Raw genomic sequence first — 5,351 nt, 5'->3', positions numbered from 1 at the left:
AGGGTTTAATCTTTTCTTTTTTTTAAACTATTCTTTTGTTTCTTTGTTTGTTAAGATTCTTAGATTGATTGAATTTAATTGGTTTAATTAGAATCTTAGATTAATGAAGTGGTAGTGGGGATAATTCCCTTAAACCCTAACCTTTACACTCTCTTACTTCTTTTACTCCCTTAAGTTTAAAACCTTACAAGCAATTAGGACAGCTTTGTTTATCAAAGCTTAAGTTTCCTACTCTTGTTTGTAAGGTTTTAAGCTTAAGGGGGTTGGTTGTTGTTTGGTTTAGAGTCTTTAGGTTGGTTAGATTCTTAGATTCTTAAAAAAGAGCGTTTAGGTAAGAACTCTAATCATCAAATCATTCCTTAAAACTCATAAATGCTTCATCTGCTTAAAAATAAAATCTGCGATAAAAGCACTAGAGTTTCCTAAATTAAAGACTTCCTTTTCCCGATAATCCCAAATAGCTTTGGCTCTTTGTTTTTTATCTTCATTTCTTATTTTTTCGATACTTTCAAGGCATTCTTTGATATTTCTAGCACAAAAATGCAATGAGGGATTATAAAAACTAATCCCTTTATAGGTATTCTGACTTTCAGAACCAATTAAAATAGCAGGTTTCAAAGTCGTTAGAGGAAAGGTATAAACCAAACTCGAATAATCCCCTATAAGACAAAGACACTCCGCCATTTTCTCTGCACTTAAGCGATTAGAGGTATCATAGAACACCCCCCCCCCTCTAGGGAGATTAAGAATCTCTTGATAATCTTCTTTTTTAGAACCTGGATGTGGGCGTAAAATAACTTTTTGCTTAGAATTTAAACTTTTTAAAAGTTCTTTTATAAAAACAAGATTCCTCGTATCATTAATAGCGATTAAAATAGTGTTGGCATTAGCAATAAGAGGGACTTTAGAATACTCTAAAATATAGCTATCAAGACTAGGATAACCCGCACATACAAGCTCTTCCTTATAACCATATTCCAAAAACTTTTCTTCAAAAATCTTATAATTTGAAGCAGAAGTTACCATTCTAAACCCATTAATCCCCATTTTTTTCTTAAACCAAAAATCATCAAGCGGACGATTGCGTTGGTAGAGAGCAGCGATAGGATCGATATAAGCGTGAGAGACATAAATGTATTTTTGCCCCCAATTAGGAGAGGTAAGTGGCATACGACAGGTTACATAAAGTTGAAAAATATTAAAAAATATCCCCATATAACTAGATTGTAGAGGAAAACAAATCGAATGAGGTCTTTTAGAGAGAGGCAAACTCTCATAAGATTCTTCGTCATAATACACATAACAAACCCTTAAGTTTCGCTTCTCTAAAAACTCCCCAATCTCCCCTAAATGCTTACCTGCACTAAAAGGCGTAACTTGTATCCCAATAATTGGAGTTTGCAAATTAAAATACTCCAAAAAATAATCATTCGCCCTAAAAGTTAGTTGCTTAAAAGCCTTTACAAAAGCACTTTCTTCTCCTAAAGAAATCCAAAAATGCAAACAAAAATAACTCGCATAACTTAGAAAAAGAAAATGCTCATTGACAACATTTTCTTTCACCCATTCAAAATCAAAGTTTTCAATAGCTTTTAAAAAGATTTGCTCTAAAGCCTCTATTCCATTCTTAGGTAAAAAATCTTTAGCATTTTCTAATAATCTATGATAAAAATCTTTATCTTGATGAATAATCCATAATTCCCCCCTCTTAATATCATTTTCTAAAGAGGCAATAGAGGTAGCCTCTAAGGAATCATCGACAACAAAAATTTCTCTTTGTTCCATATAATTTTGTTTTTGCAGCTCTTTTATCATTAAAAAAGCTGCTTGCGTATCCTCTCCATTAGGATAAAGATAAAGATTTTTAGACTTTTTTTGCACTCCAGCACCTTGTTGTATATTTAATATCAAATTCCTTAGGCAATTTCTCACGCATTTTTTGGGTAATGCTTTGAAATAATTCTTGCCCCTCTTGAGTTTCTAAGTCCCAATAAGGATTTTTTACACTTTGCCAAGCATTGATATAGTTCTCTAAACTCTGATGAAAATAAAAATCCTCTTCTATATAAATAATATTATCAAAAAGCTCTTTATATCCCTCTATAAAGCTTCTTTGCTCTTCTCGCCTTACACCCCTTGTGTAATTTGGCACAAACTCCAAAATTACATTTTCTGCCACCTCTTGAATCTTATCTTGTAAATCCCTATGATTCCACATACAAGAAAAATAACTTTGGGGTTTCAATAACCGATGAGCCTCTTTTAAAGCCTCTAGTCTGTCCATTACATTAAAGCTACTCCCAAAAGTAACCCAATCAAAATCACCGCTAGAGAGTGTAGAATCAATCCCCGTAGCCCTAACCCATTCAATGTTACTTCCTTTTGTTCGTTCAATCCCAATTTCGCGCATCGCATCATTAGGCTCTACCGCAACTACTTCACAACCTCTCTCTAATAACATAATACTTAAATTCCCTGTCCCAGCTCCAATATCAGCAACCCTTAAAGGGGTATTTTTGCCCCCCCCCCCGCCAACTTAACAAGCATTGTAATAGTATTTGGCGCATAATTAGGTCTAAATTCATAAAATTTTGCGTGTTTGGTATAATCCCACACCTGTTCAACAATTTTTTTCATAGATTCTCCTTAAGATATAGATTAAATTTAGATTTTGAATTTCAAGTTTTTAACGATACTGCTACCTCCTTTATAAAATCAACTTTAAAAAGATTGCGCAAAAGATATTTTGCTAAATACTCACTAGCTTTGCCAAAGTGGTAGAGATTGTCTTCTCTGTATCTAGCAATGCTCTTTGCCCATTGTTGGTGTTCTTTTTGGAATGTTTTTACTATCTGGATAAATTCTTCTGGGGTTAAGGATTCCAAGCACTTTCCAAGCTCCTCATCTAAAACCTTTTCTTTAGCAAACAAAACAAGCGCAGGAGAGAGGCTCAAAAAAGGAAAAGAATACCGAGAAGTGGTCTTCCCACATACCAACAAAAAAGAGTCCAAATAACTTTGTGGGCGAATTTGCCAAGAATCATCAATAAAAAAATTTTTAGAAGATTCTAGAGTTTTAAGCTTTTCTTCCACATAAGCACTCTTCCAAATATTTTCACAAAAGCTTCTTGAACGCAAAATCACATTAACTTCAGGAAGAGAAGTTTGCATAGTGCGCATATAAGGTATCATTAACTCTAGCTCTTCTATATCATAGGGAGCAAATAAAACAGCTTTTTTATCTCCATATTCCTTCCCCATCACACTAATCATTCTATCAAACCCCAAATATCCACAAGGTATGAATTTGCCCCCCCCCCCGCTAAAGGCATAAACTTAGGAGAAGCAACACAAAGATAATCAAATTTTCCCTCTTCTTCCTTTAACGATGAAGAAGAAAAATCCGCTAAAGAATGCCCTACGATAATAGTAGAAATTTTTGGGTTTTTAGGAGTCCAAGAGACTTTACAAAGCACATCCACACAATCCACTAAATCCAGATAAAAACAAGGGAGAAAAATCGCTAAAGAATCTAAAGATTCTTGAAAGATTTTTTCTTGAATCCTCTGATAAGCTTCAAAAGTCCCGCAGAAATAGACAATTTTAACACTGCCTTTAGAAAGCTCTGTAATTTTATCGTCTAAAAACCCCAAATGCTTATCTTCTGCCATACCCCCAAGCTCAATCCCTAAAATCTGCCTCCAACCTTTAAGGCTAATTTGGGCTTTAAGCTTCTTAACACTCTCTTTAGCATAAGAAAGCATAGAATCTTCACGATAAGGAATAGAAAGTTTAGTAAGTTTATGTTGGAGTTTGAGAATAGTTTGATGATTTAAACCCGAGCGTTTATCCCAAGCAAGTTCCACATTTGCGCCTTGAGATAGGATAGCTTGAGCATAATCTTCAATCCCGCAGTCTTTTATATTATCATCAATAAAAATCGGTGCCCGCCCTGTAACATACTCTATCATACCGCCGAGTATTTTTCCTGTAACACCTGCGGGATAGACATAAACTAAGGGTTTCATAATTTTCCTTTATCAAACCCTACTTTTTAGGGTTTTAAACTTTTCTTACACTCCAAGCCCTAATTTTATAAGGGATTTGGATAATAGACAAAGAAGCAATTTTAGCACTAATCATCGCTAAAATCTCTTGCCACCGACGCTCACCTGCTTGAGCTTGTATATCATTCACAGAATGCCAAGCACCTAAATAACGATCCTTATCCATAGTTTCAAAATAATCGCATTCCATAAAAAAACAATCTTTAAAATCTCCCGTAGAGACAAGGATTTCCTCCCATTTTTTTACATTTTGGCTCCCGCTACTAACACGATTAAGCTCTGGGACAATGCGTTTAATTTCATTTTCGATTTCAAAAAAGATAGAACCTTCTTGTATATTTCTAGGATTCCAAATAGCTGTAAAATATTTGCCCCCCCCCCCGCTAGTGTTTTTAAGTATTCTTGCAAATTCAGGCAAAGATTTTTTAGGATCTGTCCAATGAAAAGAACTTGCCATAATTACCCAATCGGCATAATTTGAATCCACACCCGTCTCCTCTCCGCTTCCCTTTTGCCATTTCACATTCATACCCTCTGTAACCCTAACTCCCTCTTCTCGCATATTATCATTAGGTTCAACAGCCAAAACATTACAACCTAAATTAGCTAACACTTGGGTAAGCTTCCCTGTCCCTGCTCCAACTTCTACAATATTTAAATCTTTGGTAGGCTTTTTCTCGTCATTAATACAAGCTATGAGCTTTTCTAAAAGCATTTCACTATAAGCTGGACGATTATGATAGTGCTTTGCAACCTCTGTAAAATCACCTTGCTTCATCACATTTCCCTTTTAATAAAATCGTGAAATTATACCAACCACCCCTTAAATTTACCCATAACCTTACAAACAAGAGCAGGAAACTTAAGCTTTGATGCAGAATTAATCATTGTTATGTAATAACTAATAGATAATAAACAAAAAAGAGAATAATAATAAAAAGCCACAAGAGATATTATATTTATAACCACAGGTTAAATTCATCTTAGCCCCCTTAAGAGGGGACAAAGCTTAATAAGCCTTGACAGCAATTATACAAAGCAGTATAATCGCAACCAAGATGAATTTGATAGCTTTCATCTTAGCTCCTTTTTAGGGGCATAGATTTTGCCATAGGGTGTCAGCCTGTGGCAATCACCCCATAACATTATACTTTAACTTCTACAAAAAACTTGCACAAACTACATTTAATTGTTTAACTAAAAAATCCAATTAGTTAAGAATCTGAGCAATACAAAGATACTTAGAAACCAACCAAGCTTAAGACTCCAAACCCTCTCCTTTAAA

Annotated in this window: 4 protein-coding genes and 1 pseudogene; all 5 read right to left on the bottom strand. The window is 34.6% G+C overall.

Annotation, left to right across the window (positions count from 1 at the left end; translation table 11 throughout):
- Positions 1–366 precede the first annotated feature (366 nt).
- The 5 genes and pseudogenes from C6H18_RS09160 to C6H18_RS09140 all read right to left on the bottom strand — a co-directional run bounded on the left by C6H18_RS09160 (position 367) and on the right by C6H18_RS09140 (position 4,844).
- Positions 367–1,881, bottom strand: coding sequence for a CDP-glycerol glycerophosphotransferase family protein (locus tag C6H18_RS09160; protein WP_104722791.1), 1,515 nt, complete (start codon positions 1,879–1,881; stop codon positions 367–369).
- Positions 1,865–2,637 (bottom strand): annotated as a pseudogene (locus C6H18_RS09155) (class I SAM-dependent methyltransferase). Before C6H18_RS09155 ends, C6H18_RS09160 begins: the two are co-directional and overlap by 17 nt.
- Positions 2,638–2,678: 41 nt before the next feature.
- Complete coding sequence (locus tag C6H18_RS09150) at positions 2,679–3,272, bottom strand: hypothetical protein (protein WP_104722790.1); 594 nt, start codon at positions 3,270–3,272, stop codon at positions 2,679–2,681.
- A complete protein-coding gene (locus C6H18_RS09145) occupies positions 3,269–4,027 on the bottom strand; it encodes a hypothetical protein (protein WP_104722789.1) in 759 nt (252 codons plus the stop codon). Before C6H18_RS09145 ends, C6H18_RS09150 begins: the two co-directional genes overlap by 4 nt.
- Positions 4,028–4,061: 34 nt before the next feature.
- Positions 4,062–4,844, bottom strand: coding sequence for a class I SAM-dependent methyltransferase (locus tag C6H18_RS09140; RefSeq protein ID WP_104722788.1), 783 nt, complete (start codon positions 4,842–4,844; stop codon positions 4,062–4,064).
- Positions 4,845–5,351: the final 507 nt, after the last annotated feature.

The organism is Helicobacter mesocricetorum (assembly GCF_900198605.1).
Classification (GTDB): Bacteria; Campylobacterota; Campylobacteria; order Campylobacterales; family Helicobacteraceae; genus Helicobacter_D; species Helicobacter_D mesocricetorum.
The sequence above is the reverse complement of the archived record's forward strand: the minus strand, read 5'-3'. Positions and strand labels throughout refer to the sequence as shown.

Coding starts and splice junctions, on each gene's coding strand:
- C6H18_RS09140 (WP_104722788.1), bottom strand. CDS start 4,844: ATGAAGCAAGGTGATTTTACAGAGGTTGCAAAGCACTATCATAATCGT.
- C6H18_RS09150 (WP_104722790.1), bottom strand. CDS start 3,272: ATGATTAGTGTGATGGGGAAGGAATATGGAGATAAAAAAGCTGTTTTA.
- C6H18_RS09145 (WP_104722789.1), bottom strand. CDS start 4,027: ATGAAACCCTTAGTTTATGTCTATCCCGCAGGTGTTACAGGAAAAATA.